The 15,684-nt window shown below is 44.1% G+C and carries 15 protein-coding genes and 1 other annotated feature; of the genes, 10 read left to right on the top strand and 5 right to left on the bottom strand.

The window, feature by feature from the left end:
• Positions 1–21: 21 nt before the first annotated feature.
• The gene (locus tag AC0YOD_RS13990) at positions 22–1,233 is read right to left on the bottom strand and encodes a DUF418 domain-containing protein (RefSeq protein ID WP_475799907.1); all 1,212 of its coding nucleotides are present in this window, start codon (positions 1,231–1,233) and stop codon (positions 22–24) included.
• 138 nt (positions 1,234–1,371) lie between these two features.
• Here AC0YOD_RS13990 and AC0YOD_RS13985 point away from each other — a divergent pair, with 138 nt between their 5' ends.
• Together AC0YOD_RS13985 and AC0YOD_RS13980 are read left to right on the top strand one after the other, a co-directional pair.
• Positions 1,372–2,100: a response regulator transcription factor gene (locus AC0YOD_RS13985; protein WP_475799906.1), complete on the top strand. Its 729-nt coding sequence runs from the start codon at positions 1,372–1,374 to the stop codon at positions 2,098–2,100.
• Positions 2,097–3,833 (top strand): sensor histidine kinase, encoded by a 1,737-nt coding sequence (locus tag AC0YOD_RS13980; protein ID WP_475799905.1) that lies wholly within the window; start codon positions 2,097–2,099, stop codon positions 3,831–3,833. The genes AC0YOD_RS13985 and AC0YOD_RS13980 overlap by 4 nt, the downstream gene beginning before the upstream one ends.
• A 91-nt stretch (positions 3,834–3,924) precedes the next feature.
• On the opposite strand, the gene AC0YOD_RS13975 is transcribed toward AC0YOD_RS13980, so the two are convergent.
• On the bottom strand, positions 3,925–5,085 hold the full coding sequence (locus tag AC0YOD_RS13975) for an aminotransferase class I/II-fold pyridoxal phosphate-dependent enzyme (protein WP_475799998.1): 1,161 nt from the start codon (positions 5,083–5,085) through the stop codon (positions 3,925–3,927).
• 95 nt (positions 5,086–5,180) lie between these two features.
• Positions 5,181–5,417: a binding site (T-box leader), on the bottom strand.
• Positions 5,418–5,647: 230 nt separating this feature from the next.
• Here AC0YOD_RS13975 and AC0YOD_RS13970 point away from each other — a divergent pair.
• On the top strand, positions 5,648–6,337 hold the full coding sequence (locus AC0YOD_RS13970; RefSeq protein ID WP_475799904.1) for a class I SAM-dependent methyltransferase: 690 nt from the start codon (positions 5,648–5,650) through the stop codon (positions 6,335–6,337).
• A 104-nt stretch (positions 6,338–6,441) separates the two neighbouring features.
• Here the strand turns inward: AC0YOD_RS13970 and AC0YOD_RS13965 are convergent, their stop codons facing one another.
• On the bottom strand, positions 6,442–7,122 hold the full coding sequence (locus AC0YOD_RS13965) for an S-layer homology domain-containing protein (protein ID WP_475799903.1): 681 nt from the start codon (positions 7,120–7,122) through the stop codon (positions 6,442–6,444).
• Between the two features lie 209 nt (positions 7,123–7,331).
• Between AC0YOD_RS13965 and AC0YOD_RS13960 the strand changes: the two genes are divergently transcribed.
• The 6 genes from AC0YOD_RS13960 (at position 7,332) to pstA (ending at position 12,988) form a co-directional block, all read left to right on the top strand.
• Positions 7,332–7,835: an N-acetyltransferase family protein gene (locus tag AC0YOD_RS13960; RefSeq protein ID WP_475799997.1), complete on the top strand. Its 504-nt coding sequence runs from the start codon at positions 7,332–7,334 to the stop codon at positions 7,833–7,835.
• Between the two features lie 94 nt (positions 7,836–7,929).
• A complete protein-coding gene (locus tag AC0YOD_RS13955) occupies positions 7,930–8,427 on the top strand; it encodes a DUF1648 domain-containing protein (RefSeq protein ID WP_475799902.1) in 498 nt (165 codons plus the stop codon).
• Positions 8,428–8,751: 324 nt separating this feature from the next.
• Complete coding sequence (locus AC0YOD_RS13950; RefSeq protein ID WP_475799901.1) at positions 8,752–10,164, top strand: stalk domain-containing protein; 1,413 nt, start codon at positions 8,752–8,754, stop codon at positions 10,162–10,164.
• Between the two features lie 19 nt (positions 10,165–10,183).
• Complete coding sequence (locus AC0YOD_RS13945; RefSeq protein ID WP_475799900.1) at positions 10,184–11,047, top strand: phosphate ABC transporter substrate-binding protein; 864 nt, start codon at positions 10,184–10,186, stop codon at positions 11,045–11,047.
• Positions 11,048–11,126: 79 nt separating this feature from the next.
• Positions 11,127–12,086, top strand: a complete 960-nt coding sequence (pstC, locus tag AC0YOD_RS13940; RefSeq protein ID WP_475799899.1) for a phosphate ABC transporter permease subunit PstC — start codon at positions 11,127–11,129, stop codon at positions 12,084–12,086.
• Positions 12,083–12,988, top strand: coding sequence for a phosphate ABC transporter permease PstA (gene pstA / locus AC0YOD_RS13935; protein ID WP_475799898.1), 906 nt, complete (start codon positions 12,083–12,085; stop codon positions 12,986–12,988). Before pstC ends, pstA begins: the two co-directional genes overlap by 4 nt.
• 200 nt (positions 12,989–13,188) lie before the next feature.
• On the opposite strand, the gene AC0YOD_RS13930 is transcribed toward pstA, so the two are convergent.
• Both AC0YOD_RS13930 and AC0YOD_RS13925 read right to left on the bottom strand, forming a co-directional pair.
• A complete protein-coding gene (locus tag AC0YOD_RS13930; RefSeq protein WP_475799897.1) occupies positions 13,189–14,277 on the bottom strand; it encodes a YhgE/Pip domain-containing protein in 1,089 nt (362 codons plus the stop codon).
• A gap of 27 nt (positions 14,278–14,304) precedes the next feature.
• Complete coding sequence (locus AC0YOD_RS13925; RefSeq protein ID WP_475799896.1) at positions 14,305–14,739, bottom strand: MarR family winged helix-turn-helix transcriptional regulator; 435 nt, start codon at positions 14,737–14,739, stop codon at positions 14,305–14,307.
• A 168-nt stretch (positions 14,740–14,907) separates the two neighbouring features.
• Here AC0YOD_RS13925 and AC0YOD_RS13920 point away from each other — a divergent pair, with 168 nt between their 5' ends.
• Positions 14,908–15,684: a 3'-5' exonuclease gene (locus tag AC0YOD_RS13920; RefSeq protein WP_475799895.1), complete on the top strand. Its 777-nt coding sequence runs from the start codon at positions 14,908–14,910 to the stop codon at positions 15,682–15,684.

The raw sequence follows: 15,684 nt of genomic DNA, 5'->3' as shown, positions 1-15,684 counted from the left end.
TCGCTGTCTTTTCTTTATCATTCAACCAGCATCCAAATCTACGCCTTTAATGACCTTACTCCTTGCTTCAGCCCGCCCACTTAGTGTCCAATTGGTCCACATCCGCATCAATCTTTCGATAGGTCCATTTTTCACAACACTAAGCATATAGCGGGAGGTTGCTGCTTGAATGGCATAAATAAGTAAGGCGAGTAATAATCCGTTCACCACGCCTATTTTACCGAACCAGCCTGCCCCATATCCATAAAAGATCGTTGTACAAATGACCGTTTGCATCAAATAGTTAGTCAACGACATTCTTCCAACCGCTTCGAAAGCCGAGACGATGATGGAATTCTTCCCTAAAGCGGACAGCATGACGGCAAATACAAAGATATATCCGAAGGCTAAAAGCTGGGCACCGAGTGTGTAGAAAATTCCTCCAAACGCCCAATCCTCATTCCAGACGCTAATGCTTTTGAACAAAACGCCTACAGGCAGACAAATCACTCCAAGCCTGACGTACCTCCCTCGTTCCTGCCTCGGATTATGGAACCATTGCTTACGTGCAGCGGCTAGCCCGAATAGGAACATCGGAGCAAGCAGAAGCGGGGTAATAAGGAGCATCAGAGCGAGTATAATATCTGACTGCTCATACGGCTTCTCGTTTTGACGAAAATCTTTGATTTCCTTATACGTTCCGCTGGTGTAAATAGGAATAGACTGCTCCACATATTCCGTCATCATGTTCGCATCTTTCGGCGACATCTCATTCCTGCCATAACCGGCGGATGCCAATAAGACGCTTAATATAACAGCCCAAATGATGAGCGTTTTCGGCTTCCTTTTTATAAATAGAAACAGTACAAATCCCATCAGGCCATAAGCCAGTAAAATATCACCCTCCCACAGAAACATACTATGCATAAGTCCTAGCCCCATTAAAATAGAAAAACGTCGTACGAGCGAACGCCACGGCTTCAGCCCCTTCTGCACGAGACCGTCTCTCAGCTTGTATAAGCTATATCCGAACAAGAACATAAAAATCGGCATAAAGCTTTCTTCCACCATCACTTTCAACACGGCATGCGCGACGTTATCCAGTCCTGATGGATTGAAAAATGCCATTTCATCCATCCCGTACAAGCCATACTGAAAAATCAACATATTTGCTATTAAAATACCTAGTAAACTAAAGCCTCGAATCGCGTCAATAACACGAACCCGGCCTCCTTGTTCCAATCCATTTATCATGACAATCACCTCGTCTCTAATCTTAATGAGCCCACTTGAACAGTGAAGAAACAAGGGTATAACAGCAGCTTAATTTTTTCCTTTTTTGTTAAACTGCTGTTAAGGTTTGTATGGTAGCATAGCAAAGGGTGATGAAAAATGATTATGAATAAAATTGTTATCGTAGATGATGAGCCTTCCATAGTGAAAATGCTCCAGCTTGTCCTGCGAAAGGAAGGCTTTCAACAGGTTTTCACAGCCGGAACCTGCCAAGAAGCACTGGATGCCATCGCCCTCAACGGAGCCGATATTATCCTGCTTGATGTGATGCTCCCAGACGGTAACGGATTTGAGCTTTGTTCGAAAATTCGGCTGTTAGGCAATCCTCATATATTCTTTCTAACTGCTAAAGCTTCCGATCTTGATATCCTTACCGGCTTTGCAATGGGCGGTGATGACTATATAACCAAGCCATTCAATCCGCTAGAGATTGCGGCGAGGATTAAAGCGCGGCTCCGTCGTCTTGATGAAATAGGAAGCTCTGCTCCTTCAACTAATCCAGCACATGCACTGCCTATATTCAGCTATGGCCGTTTTCAATTAAATGAAGCAGCCGGAGAGCTGCTCGTCGATCATGAGCCTGTCGCCTGCCCAGCACAAGTATTCCAGCTGCTGCTGCATTTCTGCAAGCATCCCGGCATTGTCTTCTCCAAGGGCCAGCTCTATGAGGCAGTTTGGGGCATTGACGGGCTTGGTGATGATAATACGGTCATGGTTCATATTCGGCGCATACGCGAGAGAATCGAAGTCGACCCCAGCATGCCGACGCATCTGCTAACTGTTCGCGGATTAGGCTATAAATTAGCCAAGGAGCCAATCAGCCTATGAGGGTACAGCGGCGAATGGCCTTTCATTTTACCTACCAATTAATTATTTATTCCATCCTTATATTTTTGGCAATTATGGTGCTCTTACTTATCATTATTAATAAAATCGGAAATGAAGAGCTAAAAAGAAACTTCCCTTCGGGCGCACTTTCATCTATCGTTGCTGAGTCCTATATCGATAATAAGAACGTTAAAGTCCCCTCGCACTGGAAAAAGCTTATTAAAGAGCGCCATGTATGGGTTCAGGTATTGGACATCAAGGGCAACGTCATCGTGTCAGAAAACACAGGTTCAGATCTGCCAAGCTCCTATTCTGTAACACAGCTGCTAAAGATTCAGCAAACGAAGAAATACGGCCCTTATACGGTCGAAACGGAGCTTGATCAAAGCTATGCATCACCAATGCTCTACCTTCTCGGTTATGAAAACCCGCAGCTGGATATGCTTGCGACTTGGTACGAGGCCTATCAGCAAGACGGTCTCGTTGCCGATGCGAAGATGCCTCTCCTGCTGGATCAACTGCGACAAAGCAACAGCTATCTCGTTGTTGCCGATCAAAACGGAAAGAGCGTCCAAATCATTGGCGATCATGCGCCATCCGACAACACTTATGAACCGCTTGAAATTTTAGCGATACAGCAATCACCTGGTGGTTTTGATACGAATATCATCGTATATCAGCCCCAAGGCAGCAGCCTAACATGGATTATGCATACTCCAAACAAGCCTGGTGAGGTCTTCGGTCAACCCTTTTTCAAAGAAGCGCTGTGGGTATTCATTTGGGTTGCAGCTGCTACTCTACTGCTGTCGCTTGCGATATCCGCATGGCATGGCTATCGTTATGGGCAGCCTCTCATTCTATTTGCAGGATGGTTTGAACGAATGGAACAAGGATTGTATGACGAAGTACTTACACCAAAGGATCGCAAGAGGGTGTTTCGCCGAAATGGCAAGCTGCGCACTCGCTATCGACTCTATCGCGAGGTTATTCATGCCTTTTACCAAATGGCAGAGAAGCTCGCGCAAACGGAGAAGGATCGCCTTAAGCTTGAGAAAACACGCGAGGAATGGATGAGCGGCATTTCACATGATTTACGTACGCCCCTCTCAACGATCCAAGGCTATGCTTACATTTTGGAAGACATGCCGACAGATTGGGACCATCAAGAGCTTCAGGAAATGGGTAAAATGATTCGCGAAAAAAGTGACTATATGCTGGAGCTGATGACCGACTTCTCACATGTCTTTCAACTCAAGCAGCCCGAAGCGCAAATGGACCGTGAAGAGCTGGAGCTGGGTGAGCTTGTGCGCAGATCCATCTTAAAATATGTGAATGATGCAACCCTCAGCGCTGTGGAATTCCATTATGAAGAAGCTGAACTTCCTATTACCGTAATTGGAAACGAAAAGTGGCTGCAGCGGCTCATGGACAATCTACTTTCAAATGCTGTGAAGCATAACTCGCCCGGCATAACCGTCACGGCAGCATGTGGAATGTTTAATGATGAGGCCTTCATTCACGTATCCGATAATGGAAATGGCATGGATGAGACAACGCTGCAGAAGCTTTTCGAGAGATATTACCGCGGCACGAATACCGAAGAATCCACGGTAGGAACAGGTCTTGGCATGAGTATCGCAAAAATGATTGTAGAGGCACATAATGGACGAATCGAGGTTCGCTCCCAGCTTGGGGAGGGTACCGACATTATGATTATTTTCCCGAGCAAGTAATACATGGGCTGTGCTTCAATGATTTTAACCTGCCTCTATTAAGGGCTGAAAGCAAGGGAGCCTCCTATGGCTCCCTTATTTAGTATGCAGCTTAACTATTCGCCTTCAAGCAGCGGTCTATGCGATCAAGCGCCTCTGTGAGTCTGGATACAGAGGATGCGTAGGAGCAGCGAATAAAGCCTTCCCCTCCTAAACCGAATACATGCCCCGGAACCGTTGCAACCTTAGCATCCGTAAGCAGCTTTTGTGCAAAAGCATCAGAGTCTAATCCGGTATGCGCAATCGACGGGAATGCATAAAAAGCACCCCTAGGCTCATGACATGGCAGCCCGATATCCTGAAGCCCCCGCACGAACATCCGTCTGCGCTGAGCGTATGACTCCATCATCATTTTCATTTCTTCCATACCGTTTCGGAGCGACTCTACTGCCGCGATCTGACCTAGAATCGGCGCACACATCACGGTGTACTGATGAATTTTCAGCATAGCTGCAATAAGCTCTGGATGTCCGCATGCATAACCAATCCTCCAGCCTGTCATAGCAAATGCCTTGGAGAAACCGCTGATCAGCAATGTTCGGTCCTTCATTCCCGGCAAAGAAGCGAAGCTCACATGCTTCTGGTCATAGGTTAGTTCCGCATAGATCTCATCCGAAATGACAATCAGATTATGCTCCTCCACGATTTGCGCAATCGGCAGCCAATCCTCATAAGTCATGATGCCGCCCGTCGGATTGTTGGGATAATTGACAATGATGACTTTTGAACGCGGCGTAATTTGAGCCCGCAAAGCCTGAGCCGTCAGCTTGAAGTGATCCTTCGCATACGTTTCAACCTCAACAACCTTGCCGCCATTTAACTGCGCAATAGGAGAATAAGCAATATAGCTAGGTACCGGCACAATAATCTCATCGCCAGTTGTAATTAAAGTCCGCAGTGCAAGGTCGATCGCTTCACTGCCTCCCACCGTAACAATAATCTCATTCGAAGGCTCATATTTCACTTGAAAGCCGTTATATAAATAATTTGCTATCTCTTCTCTAAGCTCAAGCAGACCAGCATTTGGCGTATAAGACGTTTTTCCAAGCTCAAGAGCGCGCACGCATGCGCTCCTAACAAGTTCAGGTGTTACAAAATCAGGTTCCCCTACGCCTAGTGAAATAATATCCTTGTTTCCTTCCGCCAGACTAAAAAACTTCCGAATGCCCGAAGGCGGAATTTGCTTTACAGTTGGTGATATCATCTCACTCATTGACCAAGTTTTCACTGTAGAACCCCCTAAAATTTTTGTAGTCACATTCTGTCTAGCCAGTTCGCTTGAAAACAAAAAAAAGAGACCCATCCCTATAAAGGGACGAGTCTCCACCCGTGTTACCACCCTAGTTTCACGCCTAAACGTGACACTCCGCTCATGTATCAAACAATACATGTTCCTTATAACGCTGGAATTGCGGCAGAGCTTACTCAAATTCAGCCTGCTTCTCGGAGATGGCTTTCCATTAACGCCTGAACATTGGTTTTCAGCTGCCCCAACTCTCTGTTCGATCAGTCGTATAACGTACTCTTTCTCGTCATCGATTTTGTAGCTATTTGATTGGTTATCATTTCATCCGTGAGGATAATCATTTAATAATTTCACCAATAATAACATCAAAAACTGGAGAGCACAATACCCATTTTTTTGTTAATAAGAAGTCGTTGTCTTATAGTTTTAAACTATTAATTATATTTGTTTTATATATTTCCTTAATTAGCGGAATGGCAGTAATATACAGATTAAGTAAATGACCAAACAAAAACAAGGAGGTCCCATTATGAGTGAAATTTTGAAAAAACAATTCGATGCCGGAGCCGAGAATTATGATATTCAGCGTCGTCATTTGATCCCCTGCTTCGATGATTTCTACGGGATAGCAACCGATTGGGTCAACTGCGAAAACGACGCTCCGCGTATTTTGGACTTAGGTGCTGGAACAGGACTTTTTTCTTCTTATGTTCTCAAAAAATATCCGAATGCTGCTATTACCTTGATTGATTTAAGCGATGAAATGCTAAAGCAGGCTCGCACCCGCTTTGCCGATAATCCCGCTTTCAATTATATTAATGCAGACTATTTGAAATATGATTATACCGGAAAATATGATGCCGTTATCTCTTCCTTATCCATACATCATCTGCCTCACCCTGCAAAGAGAGAGCTATTTCGCGTCATTCATGACCTGCTGACAGATGGGGGTGTTTTTGTTAACGCTGATCAGGCTGCAGGCACATCCGCCTTCTTCGAGCGAGCTAATATGCAGCAATGGGAAGACTCCGTCAGCAGGACTGATCTCTCAACGAAAAATATTGAAGCGTCAATGGAACGAAGAAAGCTAGATATTAACGCAACCGCCGAGGATCAATTGAATTGGCTGCGGGAAGCGGGTTTTGTTGAAGCCGATTGCATTTACAAAAATTATGCTTTTGCTGTTTTTGCCGCTATTAAGAAAAAATCGAACACATAGAACAAAATAGTTGTTGTGTGATATTATGCAAAAAAAGAAGCTGAACAGACCGTTTAATCACCTTCTGTTCAGCTTCTTTTTTTCTGTTTGTTGACTTGTTGATCTTATTCGCTCGCTTCACTCTCAGCAGCTGCATGGTTTCTGTGGAACTCTAAGAAATTATTGGCTTCATACAAGATGGATGCAGCTTCTGCCCGAGTCAACACATGAGTTGGATCAAAGTTTCCTGCTTCATCTAACGCTGTAAACCTGTATAGTAGCGAACGCTGAATCGTACCTTGATAGGCGACATCGATATCATCCATATCCGCAATGTGTATGTACATTTTGATTAATGGATATTGTCCTGTTGCTTCAACCGCCTGAATAAGATAATGAACGAACTGCTCTTTCGTTAGTGGCGCGCTTGGATCGATATCTGCTGGAATATCTACACCGTTATAATGAGCACTAATGAAATCCTGCGCATACCAAGCCTCATTTTTCACCTTCGAGAACAGACCCTCAGCAGTAGGTGCGATATTAAAATCGATTGCCGCAAGACTGATTTGCGTCGTTCTTACGATTAGAGAAATACCTTGTGCAGCTGTAAGCTCCTCTTCTGGACCGAATTCCATATCGCTCCCCCCTTTTATAATGCCTTGCCCCTGCAGGGCTTCAATCTTCTGTTTGTTGCTTGTATTAGCTATATCTGTGAAAGGAGCAGCCGCGAGGGCCTCAGTTGCAAATGATGTCGATAACATCACAGCGATCGCTGCAATTGCCGTCCCCCATCGTTTTTTCATGGTTGTTTTCGCCTCCTGCTTCTTTTTGTATGCTCACTATTTCGAACGAGGATGAGGTTTGAAAGGTTGCATGCACTAGTCCAGTATGTTCTTGAGAGGCGGATGCTCTGTATATTAGGATTGTTTTAGAACGTTTTATACTGCTATCATAAGGTTTATAAGATAGCCTTCAGATCAAATATAGATGATAGGTGGTAAATAAATTGGATATGATCATTCGCAAGCTGGGGCATGATGACATAGCAGAGGTGCATGCTTTAATGTTAGACGTCGTGTCACGTCTTCCACAGTCCGATCTGTATGCGACAGACGATGAGGAATACCTGCACTCGCTTATTCGTGATAGAGGAGAAATATATGGGGCCTACAAAAATGATCGCCTACTCGCCTACTCGGTTATAGCATTCCCAGGCTTTGAGGCCGATAATCTAGCCAGAGAGTTCGGCGTACCTCAAAATGAACTTCTTCGTGTAGCCTCACTAAATGGAACAGTCGTACATGAGTCTGCTCGCGGTCAAGGCTTGCAGCTATATTTTCACAATCTGCGAGAGGAACAAGCACGCGCATACGGCTGCTTGCATTTATACTCAACGGTTCATCCAGATAATCATGCCAGCCGCAAAAATTTAGAGGCGCATGGGTTCACGCTTCAATTTACAAAACCGATGTATGGCGGCATGCCTCGTCACTGTTACGCCAAACGTTTAACCTAGTAAACTATAAATGATATAATTGTTACCAAATTAGGGGTTTTTTCGTATAATCAAATAGGTATGCAATTATTCATTGATTGGCGGTGCTGCTCCTATGGTAGAAAGACCTGTCCTCTCCATCCCAAAAACAAGTACAGAAAAATGGCATGATTTGATCTCCATCCTTATTCTACTTTTCTCCATTGTGTATCTGATCCTTAAATGGTCCGATTTGCCTGCCACAATAGCTATTCATTATAATGGCAGCGGCGTTGCTGATGGCTGGGGAGGCAAGGGGACGATGGTCATGTTCCCCATTTTGCTGCTGCTCTTCTACGTCGGTTTTACCCTTTTACGAAAAGTACCTCCGCATCACTTTAATTATCCTATAGCCATTACAGAGCAAAATGCACCGCATAAGTACAAACTGTCAATTCTTCTAATCAGTTGGATGAAGCTTGAAGTGGTCGCTCTCTTCGGATATTTAAACTGGGCCTTTGTTCAAAATGCTCTCGGACACTCATCCGGGCTTGGCATCTGGCTGCTGCCAGTGAGCTTGGTCATCATCTTCGGTACGATTATTATTTTGCTGATTAAAATGATGAAAAAATAGAATAAAACGATAAAAAAAACCTTAAAGGATCTGTATACGGATCTTTTAAGGTTTTTTTTATTTTGCGTTTACAAATCAAATGATCTCATCATACTTCAGTCCTTGTGTAAAAAGGCCTATTCTCTAGGCTTTTTCTGCTTTTCCCACCCTTTTCTCTTAGACCAAAAAGGTTACTACATTTACATTTTCTTTATATTTTATAAATATTGGGATAATAATTCACTGTTAATATCAGGGAGAAATGATTCATCCATACGAAATACATCTAGTACAGTTTGCAAACTGATTAAAAAATATCCCAAACCAGAAAGGTGATCCTACTCCATGCAAATGAAAAAAGCAATGGTAATCTCCATGATCGCAGCGGCTATAAGCGCAACAGCAGTTACTCCGGTACTCGCACAAACAGCTTCAAACCAGCAGGTGCTGCAAATCGGTAATACAACATTTATCGTAAACGCAAACCCTTCGGCTATTCGGACCCTTTCAGATGCTGGTGCTGCACTCGCTTCAGTCCGCGACATCGTAAATGCTGTTGGTGCAACGCTTCATATTAATAGCGATGGCACAATTGTCGTTAAGCTAGGTTCTACGACTATTAAGCTTAAATCCGCTTCAAAATCGATCACAGTGAACGGTACAGCAACTGCTCTACAGCATGCCGTTAAAACAGTAAGCAACACTGCCTTTATTGAGCCGGCAACATTCGTAAAGGCATTAGGCGGTACATACTCCACTGATGCAGAAAACCCAACTATTTCTACTATTCAAATGCTTAACGATGCTGAGCAAGCGATCTGGATCAGCTCTTCCCAACTGCTCGTATCCAATACAGGCAACGCAGGCCGTGAAGATTATTTAGTAGATGCAGCTACTGGAAAATATGAGCTGCTGCTCGCTTCTTCCGATACTTCCGATCTTATTCTTTCGCCAGATGGAAGCAGAGTCGCTTACTCCGATGCTGACGGCGTTGTGTTCGCGATTGATCTGAACTCGAAGAAATCAACTCAAATCAGCAAGGACACTTCCATTAAAAATGAGCTGCAATGGTCCAAAGACGGCTCGTCCCTGTTCTTCTTGCAAGGAGATAAGAACTCTGTTATCGCCAAAATCAATGCAGCAGACGGCGTTGTAACTAAAGTACTTGATGATAAAGTCGATTATAAAGCAAACTTGGATGTGTCTGCAGACGGCACTAAATTTACTTTCTCCGTTAATAAACAACCGAAAGTAACAGCTGACAGCTCCAAGGATGTAGAGCTTGACGATGTTGTCATTGATGCAACAGGTACAGAAGCACAAATTTTCTACTACAGCATTTTATCAGGCGATAGCAAACCCGTGCAGCTGACAAAAGATGCTAGTGATAAAGTCTTCCTTACAATCGCCGCTGACGGCTCCAAAGTTACTTATGTCTCCGTTAGTGCAGACGATGCAAGCGTTGGCACTTTGGTTTCCGTAGACAACGCAGGAAAAGCAATCAGCACAATCTTTGCAGATAAGGACATCTATCAATTGGTTCAATCCGGCGGCAAGCTTTACGCACTAACAGCTGACGGTGACAGCACGAACGCTATCTATGAGATTGATATGACAAGCGGTTTAAGCAAGCTTCTTCAAAAAGTGTCTGACAGCGCATCTGACTTGAGCGTTTCCAGTGATGGTCAACTCGCAGTTCTTATTGACGGACAACTCGCAGTTTCAGCAAATGGAAATTGGAAAAATATCACTAACTAATTAATGGAGGTTATTCCTAATGAAATGGTTCAAACAAATGACAATCGCTGCGCTTATTGCTGTAATTGGCTTTAGCTCAGTGCCTGCTTCAACTCCAGCAGCCGAAGCTGCAAGCAAACTAAGCGGCAAAATCGTAATCAATGGCTCATCGGCTCTACTTCCTCTTACTCTTCAAGCATCCAATGAATTTAAAAAGCTGCACCCGAAAGTAAAAATCTCTGCATCTGCTGCCGGCTCCATTACAGGACCTCAAGCGGTTCGCAAAGGCATTGCTGACATCGGCGCTGTAGACTGGGATGCATCTGTAGATGTTCCTGGCTTCAAGAAGTTTGATGGTCAAGTTGCTCACAAAGTGGCGGTTATCCCTTTCGCAGCCGTTGTGAACAAGAACGTAACTGCTACAAACCTGACAACAAAAGATTTGCAAGGTATCTTCTCCGGTAAAATTAAAAACTGGAAAGAAGTTGGCGGCAAGGACGCTGACATTATCGTTGTAAACCGTACTTTCGGTTCAGGCACACGCGTTAATTTCCAAGACAAAGCGCTTGCAGGTACGGATTTCATGACTAAAGGCGACAATTACAAGGAAGTTAAAACAAGCGGCGACATGAAAACAACAATCGAAACGACTCCGAATGCAATTGGTTATATGGACCTTGCATATGTAACAGACAAAATGACTGCTGTGAAAATCAATGACATCTCTCCAACAGAAGCTAATGTAATCAACGGTAAATATAAAGTTTGGGGCTACGGCTACTATATGACTAAAGGCCAACCAACTGGCGCTACTAAAGCTTTCATCGAATACGTGCAAAGCGACAAGTTCCAAAATGGTTCCCTTAAAAAGCTTAAATTCATTCCAATCTCCGCAATGAAGTAAAAAAACAGTAAGAAGAAGCGGTCGGCTGGCGCAACCAAGCGCACAGGCCGGCCGTTTTCGACGGAAGGAGCCGAATATTATGTTGGAGTCACCCCCTGCAAGGCAGCAATCCATTTCCAGCGAGCTTGGCAATGCCATACTGGCTGGAAGCAGCAAACCATTTGACAGAAGATCTCGCCTTTTTTTCACGAACCGCATGTTTCGCTATCTATGCATAGCTGCTGCAGGCTTTGTTTGTCTCATTCTCTTTCTTATCCTGGGGCTCATGTTTCGTACCGGTGTTTTGACATTTGGTCAAATTTCTTTTGCGGACTTCTTCTTCTCTACAGAATGGAATCCTGAGAATGAACAATATGGCGCACTTATTTTCATATTTGGCACCTTCACTTTGACTGCCTTGACGCTGCTCATTTGCGTACCGTTATCTTTAATAATCGCCATATTCTTATCCGTATTCGTACCGCCATGGCTCAAAAATATGCTTCGTCCTGTGCTCGACCTGCTCGTCGGCATTCCTTCCGTCGTATATGGCTACTTAGGACTAACTGTCCTTATTCCTTTAATTCGTGACGTAACGGGAAGCGGCATGGGTGACGGCGTGCTAGCAGCTGCCCTAGTACTGACTATTATGGTTTTGCCCACGGTTAGCCGTATTAGCGATGATGCCATCAGCGCAGTTCCAGCCAAATTCAGTGATGCTTCCTATGCACTAGGCGCTACTCGCTTCCAAACCGTATGGCGTGTGCTTATCCCATCTGCCAAAAGCGGGATTATGTATGCGGTTATTCTTGGCATGGCACGCGCAGTCGGTGAGACGATGGCTGTCGTTATGGTAATCGGCAATACACCGCAGCTGGCAGACAGCTTGCTAAAGCCTACTTCCGTGCTGACAAGCAACATTGTTATGCAAATTTCCAATGTTCCATTTGACTCTACATGGAACTACGCGCTTTACTTGATGGGCTTCCTTCTACTTATCATTTCCTTGCTGATGATCGTTGCCATTCGCTTTATTCAAAGAAAGGGGTCGCAAGCATGAAACCAGCTATAAGCAACCCAGCAATCAATCCCTTCAGCGGTAAAAGAGGACTCAACCGCGTCAAAGACCGATTCTTCACAAGTCTTGTCTGGACCATTGGCGTTCTCATTATCGCTTTTATAATCGGCTTGCTCTATCTTATCCTGCAAGATGGTCTTCCTAAGCTCACATGGGATTTTCTATTTGGACTCCCTAGTGAAATCGAGGAAGGGGGGGGTATTGGACCGACCCTGCTCAACTCCTTTTATATTTTGTTCATATCGCTAGTCATTGCGATTCCGCTTGGCATGGCTGCAGGCATTTACTTAGCAGAATTCGCACCTGACAATAAGCTGATCGGCTTTGTACGAATATGTGTAGAGGGTCTTGCATCCGTTCCTTCCATCATATTCGGTCTGTTCGGTATCGCCTTGTTTGTCGAATATTTCGAGATCGGTCTTACCATCCTCGGCGGCGGGGTCAGCCTAGCCTTCCTTAACCTGCCCGTTCTCACAAGGGTTACGGAGGAATCCATTCGCTCCGTTCCGAAGGAGCTGAAGAGCGCATCCTTCGCACTCGGTGCAACTCATCTGCAAACCATTACACGAGCACTTATCCCCGCAGCGCTAACTGGCATCATCACGGGTATCTGTCTAGTTGCCGGCCGTGCATTTGGCGAGAGCGCCGTTATTATTCTGACAGCTGGCGTAACAACATCTGGTGAAATGTGGGATTTCAGTTTATTCTCCCCTGGCGCTACGCTTGCCGTCCATCTCTGGTACGTACAATCCGAAGCTATTGTCGGTGATGCGCAGGAAATTGCTCAAAAAGCTGCCGCAGTCCTCGTATTCGTCGTGCTGCTTATTAATCTCCTCTTCCGTATTCCGCTATGGCTTAAGGCTCGCAGTACGAAACGGTCTTAATTCAACCCTCCTCTCTTTTACAAATGAATCCATACAAAAAAATGGCGACCAGCTTGGTCGCCATTTTTATTTTTCACATGTATAATCCTGTGTAAATAAATAGATAGATCAAAGATTCGTTTACCGAACAGGTTTTCATACATGGAGGATTTAGAGGATGGATGCGGGATAAACAAATCAGTTAGTTGAACACTGGATTCTTAATGAGAAGCCGCTTGAGCGCGTGGAGTAATTAGCGTATCTTTTTTCGTTAAAGCCAACCGTAGGACACTGAGCCCCCATGCTACAACAGCAATAACGAGTAAATGGATGGCATACGCCGTAATCGACCCCCCGCCATAAACCAAATGCATCGCTCCTGATACTCCATTTTGGACAGGAAGAAATGCGCCTACATGCTGGTACAACGGTGCGAGCATGGAAGATGGAATAATATTTCCTGCCGTCATGAGCTGTAAGGATACGAGGAATACGTTAAATAGCGCTCCTGCGTCAGCAAATAAACTAAAAGCCAGTTGTGTCACACAAATGCAGGCAGCAAACACAACCATCTCAAAACCCCATAGTTTCAAAAAGGAGCTGTCAACGTGTACAAATGCCTTGGCTAACAGAGTAACAACAAGAGGTCCTACTACTGCGACACCAGCCATCACAATCTGTCTCCCAAAAAATATGTTCCATTTGCCATGCTCCTGCCTCATCATGCGTGAAGCGAGATTAAACTGTATACTCATCGTCATCATCGCAATAAAAGGAATAAAGCCTAGAATTGTTGGAAGCATAGAGGTAGAAAAGTCGGCTACCTTATTCGTTTTTATTAATTCAGAGGGTATGGATAATTGCTTAAGCTCAGGTACAATTTGAACATTTATTTGACTGGTAATTTGCGATGCGATACTCTCCATAATCGATTTAACCATCTCAGCGTTTCGATCGTTTACGTAATAAGTAAGCTTTGCACGCTCACCGCCTTCAACAGCGTTACCCAAAGCTTGTGGAATGACGATGACCATTTCCGTACCGCCCTCATTCATCTCCTCCAAAGCTTCCTTCAGTGATGCTTTGGACTCCGTTTGAAAGGGCACGTTAGCAGCAATATAATCGGATATGGATACTGCTTGCTGATCTCCTTCATTCACCAGTGCGACGTTTAGTTTATCAATCCGATCCGTTGCTCCTTTGTAGCCTGTCATCCAAAGCATTAAAAACACAATGGGGACAAAGAATGCAAATACGAGACCAATTCGGGTATATTTCATTTTCAAAAATGATGCTGCTGCTGTTATCATGCTATCCATCCCTTATTCTTGATTCTATTATTCTTTCTCTAATAAGTTTTTGTTCAATTTGTTTATAATGCTAATAAAAAGCTCTAACTCTTCAGACGAAATGTTTTTAGCAGCCTGTTCGTGAACCCTTTCGACTACAGGGATAAGCTGTTTCACGATATCCTGTCCAGCGCTCGTCAAGTGAAGGACAAACGCTCTCCGATCGTTTGGGTCGGCCACTCTCTTCAGTAATTCACGCGACTCTATTTTATCAACTATCTTTCCAATTGTAGCCTGGTCTTTAGACAAATGATCAGCCAACGCCTTTTGACTAATGCCATCGTTAATGAATAGTTTAACCATCAATGCGTACTGCTCTGGCGTAATGTTAAAATCTTTCGTGTACTGAGACATTACTTTCTTTTGCGTCGAAGCTGTTCGATGCAATAAATAGCCTAGTGATTGCAAGTCATAATCAAACATGGATTAACCTCCTCGATAATAAGCTCACATATAGTATGTACACTTATTATATGTATACTTATATTTTTCGTCAACTTCAGTTAAGGCAACTGCCATATTGTAGTTTCCTTCTAGATACCTTTTTCTGATAGAATGGATAACACAGGCTATTTATCGGAGGTAACGATTTTGGATTATATTATATTGGATATTGAATTTAACGGCCGCAAGTTTGCAAGTGATTTACCTATGGAAGTGATAGAGATTGGTGCGGTTCGTCTGAATAGCTCTTTAGAACAAACGGATGAATTTTCAGCCCTCGTCAAACCCATCTACTTTTCAAAACTTAATAGCTTTATACGTAAGAAAACAGGCATACCTCAGGAAGACATTGACGTGGCAAAACGTTTTCCTAAAGTCATTACCGATTTCACAGCATGGCTGAAAAAAAGCGACACTTTTCTTCTCTTTACTTGGGGCGGCGAGGATTTGAAGCGCATCGTTTATGATACTCGGATGCACAAGCTGGATGACAGCTTTTGGATGAAAGCCGATTATTTCGATTTATTAAAAGGCTATATTCGCTTTAAAAATGTAACGAATGACGTTAGTGTCGAAGGCGCTCTGCTTGATCTTGAAATATCAGCTGAGGGCTCCGCACATCGTGCACTTGATGATGCTCGTATGACAGCTGAAGTATTTCGGAAAATTTTCAACGAGCTCGATTTCGACCTTAAGCAACAGTTCAAAGATACGTACACAAATGCGAAGGAACGAAGAATGGTCAAAAATGCGATTCGTTCGATGACCGCTCAGAAGATCATTCCTCAGTGGGAAATTTTCGCTAAGCGTTATTTGGAAGGAAAAGAATCCTTCGAGGATATGAGAAAGGTTGCTGAGCTTCAGCAATATTTCGATGCAGAGCTGGAGAAGCTGTCCAACTCTACAGCTGGACAAGCTGGATAG

This window comes from Paenibacillus sp. J31P13, from assembly GCF_056269295.1.
Note: the sequence above shows the minus strand (reverse complement) of the source record. Positions and strands in the feature narration are given on the sequence as shown.

What these genes read in the sequence shown, in the direction of transcription:
- AC0YOD_RS13960 (WP_475799997.1), top strand. Translation starts at nt 7,332, where the DNA reads ATGATCATTCGCAAGCTGGGGCATGATGACATAGCAGAGGTGCATGCT.
- AC0YOD_RS13970 (WP_475799904.1), top strand. Translation starts at nt 5,648, where the DNA reads ATGAGTGAAATTTTGAAAAAACAATTCGATGCCGGAGCCGAGAATTAT.
- AC0YOD_RS13980 (WP_475799905.1), top strand. Translation starts at nt 2,097, where the DNA reads ATGAGGGTACAGCGGCGAATGGCCTTTCATTTTACCTACCAATTAATT.
- AC0YOD_RS13925 (WP_475799896.1), bottom strand. Translation starts at nt 14,739, where the DNA reads ATGTTTGATTATGACTTGCAATCACTAGGCTATTTATTGCATCGAACA.
- AC0YOD_RS13990 (WP_475799907.1), bottom strand. Translation starts at nt 1,233, where the DNA reads ATGATAAATGGATTGGAACAAGGAGGCCGGGTTCGTGTTATTGACGCG.
- pstC (WP_475799899.1), top strand. Translation starts at nt 11,127, where the DNA reads ATGTTGGAGTCACCCCCTGCAAGGCAGCAATCCATTTCCAGCGAGCTT.
- AC0YOD_RS13950 (WP_475799901.1), top strand. Translation starts at nt 8,752, where the DNA reads ATGCAAATGAAAAAAGCAATGGTAATCTCCATGATCGCAGCGGCTATA.
- pstA (WP_475799898.1), top strand. Translation starts at nt 12,083, where the DNA reads ATGAAACCAGCTATAAGCAACCCAGCAATCAATCCCTTCAGCGGTAAA.
- AC0YOD_RS13945 (WP_475799900.1), top strand. Translation starts at nt 10,184, where the DNA reads ATGAAATGGTTCAAACAAATGACAATCGCTGCGCTTATTGCTGTAATT.
- AC0YOD_RS13985 (WP_475799906.1), top strand. Translation starts at nt 1,372, where the DNA reads ATGATTATGAATAAAATTGTTATCGTAGATGATGAGCCTTCCATAGTG.
- AC0YOD_RS13975 (WP_475799998.1), bottom strand. Translation starts at nt 5,085, where the DNA reads ATGAGTGAGATGATATCACCAACTGTAAAGCAAATTCCGCCTTCGGGC.
- AC0YOD_RS13965 (WP_475799903.1), bottom strand. Translation starts at nt 7,122, where the DNA reads ATGAAAAAACGATGGGGGACGGCAATTGCAGCGATCGCTGTGATGTTA.
- AC0YOD_RS13955 (WP_475799902.1), top strand. Translation starts at nt 7,930, where the DNA reads ATGGTAGAAAGACCTGTCCTCTCCATCCCAAAAACAAGTACAGAAAAA.
- AC0YOD_RS13930 (WP_475799897.1), bottom strand. Translation starts at nt 14,277, where the DNA reads ATGATAACAGCAGCAGCATCATTTTTGAAAATGAAATATACCCGAATT.